The sequence below is a fragment of the Kitasatospora sp. NPDC089509 genome, assembly GCF_044749365.1.
GTDB lineage: Bacteria > Actinomycetota > Actinomycetes > Streptomycetales > Streptomycetaceae > Kitasatospora.
This window is the reverse complement of sequence record NZ_JBIVHS010000057.1, coordinates 1-3,218: the sequence shown is the minus strand read 5'-3', so window position 1 is coordinate 3,218 and position 3,218 is coordinate 1. Positions and strand designations below refer to the sequence as shown.

5 protein-coding genes are annotated in these 3,218 nt (G+C 72.8%); all 5 read right to left on the bottom strand.

Going from position 1 to position 3,218, the window contains the following annotated elements:
* Positions 1-75 precede the first annotated feature (75 nt).
* Positions 76-405 carry a TcmI family type II polyketide cyclase gene (locus ACIP4P_RS45030; protein WP_350512538.1) on the bottom strand — a complete coding sequence of 110 codons (330 nt, stop codon included), beginning with the start codon at positions 403-405 and terminating at the stop codon, positions 76-78.
* Positions 402-857, bottom strand: coding sequence for an SRPBCC family protein (locus ACIP4P_RS45025; protein ID WP_400930325.1), 456 nt, complete (start codon positions 855-857; stop codon positions 402-404). The genes ACIP4P_RS45030 and ACIP4P_RS45025 overlap by 4 nt, the downstream gene beginning before the upstream one ends.
* A 1-nt stretch (position 858) precedes the next feature.
* A complete protein-coding gene (locus ACIP4P_RS45020; RefSeq protein WP_400930322.1) occupies positions 859-1,119 on the bottom strand; it encodes an acyl carrier protein in 261 nt (86 codons plus the stop codon).
* A 36-nt stretch (positions 1,120-1,155) separates the two neighbouring features.
* Positions 1,156-2,397: a beta-ketoacyl synthase N-terminal-like domain-containing protein gene (locus ACIP4P_RS45015; protein ID WP_350512535.1), complete on the bottom strand. Its 1,242-nt coding sequence runs from the start codon at positions 2,395-2,397 to the stop codon at positions 1,156-1,158.
* 5 nt (positions 2,398-2,402) lie between these two features.
* On the bottom strand, positions 2,403-3,218 hold an 816-nt coding region (locus ACIP4P_RS45010; RefSeq protein WP_400930318.1), incomplete at its 5' end, for a beta-ketoacyl-[acyl-carrier-protein] synthase family protein.

The window sequence follows — 3,218 nt, the reverse complement described above, 5'->3', positions numbered from 1 at the left end:
GGACGCGCACATGGGCCCGCCCCCGGCGCACGGCCGGGGGCGGGCCCAGACGGGACTGCGGAGCGCGGCGGGCGGTCAGCGGTCCCAGCGGTAGAACTCGCGCGCCATGGCGTCCTTCGGCTCGCGCCAGGTGGCCGGGTCGTAGGCCTGGACGTAGGCGGTCAGGCGGTCGCTGACGGTCCGGAACTCCGGGTGGCCGAGGACCTTGGCGACGGCCGGGCCCGGCGGGCGGTCGGCCTCGATCAGGTGCAGGTAGACGTCGCCGAACTGGAACAGGCTGCGGCCGGTGACGCCGATCAGGTGCGGCAGTTCGCCCCGGTCGGAGTCGGCGAACACCTCGGCGATGTCCGGGGCCGTCTCGGGCTTCATCCGGGCGACGATCAGGGCGCGGTGGGTTCCGGTCACTGTTCGGCCGCCCGCTTCTCGACCTTCTCGCGGATCAGCTGCAGCTGGATCCGGGAGTTCTTGTTGATGTGGTTGACCATGCCGTCGTCGTCCACGGGGGCGGTGGGCTTCATCGAGAAGTCCTGGATCCAGCGCATCCTGGTGCCGGCCGGGACCTCCGCGTACTCCCAGCGGATCTCCATGAACTCGAACGGGCCGGGCTCGACCCGGCGGGCCGCGACCGCCAGCGAGGAGCGGTCGGTGGTGCGCTCGGAGACCCAGCTCCACACCTTGCCGTTCTCGTCCGGGTGCATGGTGAGCCGGAACTGCACCCGGTCGCCCTCGCGCTCCAGCACCTCGACCGAGGCGTACTCGCTGAACAGCTCCGGCCAGTTCTCCAGGTCGTTGGTCATCTCCCAGACCAGGTCGAGCGGGGCGTTGATGACGATCTCGTTGTCGGTGTGTCCGGGCATCTCAGGCACCAGCCTTCGTGGCCAGGGAGCTGTTGACCAGCTCCAGGAACTCGTGCGGGGTCTTGGCGGACTCGGCGCCGGGGGTGACCTTGAGGTCGTGCCGGTTCTCCAACTCGCCGACGACGCCGAGCAGTCCGAGCGAGTCGACGCCGAAGTCGTCGAACTGGGCGCTCGGCTGCTCCAGGTCGCCCGGGTCGACGGTGACGCCGGCCCGGGACTGGAGCAGGTCGGCCAGGTCCGAATAGCTGAGGGTGTTGCTCACGGGATTCCCTTCGAAGAGGCAGCGGAAATCGGGGGGTCAGGACCGCTCGCCGCGCCGGAGCACCAGCGCGGAGTTGGAGCCCATCAGCCCGCGGCTGAGCACCAGCGCGGTGCGCAGCTCGGCCGGGCGGGCGCGGCCGGTCACCAGGGCGAGGTCGTGGCAGACCTCGGTGACGTTGGGGGTGGGCGGCAGCACGCCGTCCTCCATGGCCAGCACGGCGGCCGTCACGTCCAGCATCGGGGCGCCGCAGTAGGCGCGTCCGGTGCCGGACTTGGGGGCGGTGACGGGGACCCGTTCGGCGGCCGGGCCGAGTGCGTCGGCCAGGGCCAGGGCCTCGGCCCGGTCGGCGGCGGGGACGCCGAGCGCGTCCGCGAAGACCACGTCGATCTCCTCGGGCGCGGTCCGGGCCTCGTCCAGCGCGATCCGGATCGCGGCGGCCAGTCCCTCCCGGGACTCCTCCCAGCGGGAGGCGCCGGTGAAGGTGGCGCCGTGCCCGGCCAGGTGGGCCCGGACGGTGGCGCCGCGCCGGCGGGCCGCCTGCTCGTCCTCCACCAGCAGCATCGCGCCGCCCTCGGCGGGGGCGAAGCCGCAGGCCTGCGCGGTGAACGGCAGGTAGGCCGCCTCGGGCCGGTCGGCCAGGCTCAGTTCGGGATAGCCGAGCTGGCAGACCATGGAGTACGGCGCGAGCGGGGCCTCGGCGGCGCCGACCACCACGGCGTCGGTGCCGCGGGCCACGGAGCGGGCGGCGTGGGCGAGGGCGTCCAGGCCGCCGGCCTCGTCGCTGGCCACCACCCCGCACGGGCCCTTGTAGCCGCCGCGGATCGAGATCTGGCCGGTGCTGGCCGCGTAGAACCAGGCGATGGACTGGTACGGTCCGACGAACCTCGGCCCCTGGCCCCAGAGTTGCTGGAGCTCGCGCTGGCCGAACTCGCCTCCGCCGGAGCCGGCCGCGGTCACCACTCCGACCGTGAAGGGCTGTTCGGGGTCGGGCCGGAACCCGGCGTCGGCCACGGCCAGGTCGGCGGCGGCCATCGCGTAGTGCGTGAAGCGGTCGGTCTGCACCAGGTAGCGGCTGTCGATCACCGAACTCGGGTCGAACTCCCGCACCTCGCCCGCGATTCTGAGCGGCAGCTCGGTGCAGCCCTCACGGGATATCCGGTCGAGGACGCTCACGCCCTGCCTGGTGGCCTTCCAGAAGGCATCGGCACCGACACCGTTCGGCGCCACCACGCCGAGGCCGGTGACCACCGCCCGGCGGCCCTGCTGACGTGACGTCATGGAACTCACCCCGTTCTGTTGAGCACGACGGCGGACTGGAATCCGCCGAATCCGCTGCCGACCGAGAGGATGTGGCTCAGCGGCAGCTCGCGCGCGGTGCGCGGCACGTAGTCGAGGTCGCACTCCGGGTCCGGAGTCTCGTAGTTGGCGGTCGGTGGCACCACGCCGTGGGCCAGCGCCAGGGTGCAGGCGACCACCTCGATCGCGCCGATCGCGCCGAGCGAGTGCCCGACCATCGACTTGATCGAGCTCATCGGCGTACCGAAGGCGTGGTCGCCCAGTGAGCGCTTGACCGCCGCGGTCTCGTGCCGGTCGTTCTGCTTGGTGCCCGAGCCGTGCGCGTTGACGTAGTCGACGTCGGTGCGGTCGACCCGCGCGTGGTCGAGCGCGTGGTCGATCGCGCGGGACATCTCCAGCCCCTCCTTGGTGAGGCCGGTCATGTGGTAGGCGTTGCCGAAGGTCGCGAAGCCGCCGACCTCGCCGTAGATCCGGGCGCCGCGGCGGCGGGCGTGCTCCAGCTCCTCCAGCACCAGGACGGCGCCGCCCTCGCCGAGGACGAAGCCGTCCCGGTGGGCGTCGAAGGGGCGGGAGGCGTGCGCCGGGTCGTCGTTGCGCTCGCTGGTGGCCTTGATGGCGTCGAAGCACGCGACGGTGATCGGCGAGATCGGGGAGTCGGAGGCGCCGGCGACGCAGATGTCGGCGCGTCCCTCCTCGACCGCCTGGAAGCCGTAGCCGATCGCGTCCAGGCCGGAGGTGCAGCCGGTGGAGACGGTCTGCACCGGGCCGTGGGCGCCGACCCGCTCGGCCACCGCGGAGGCCAG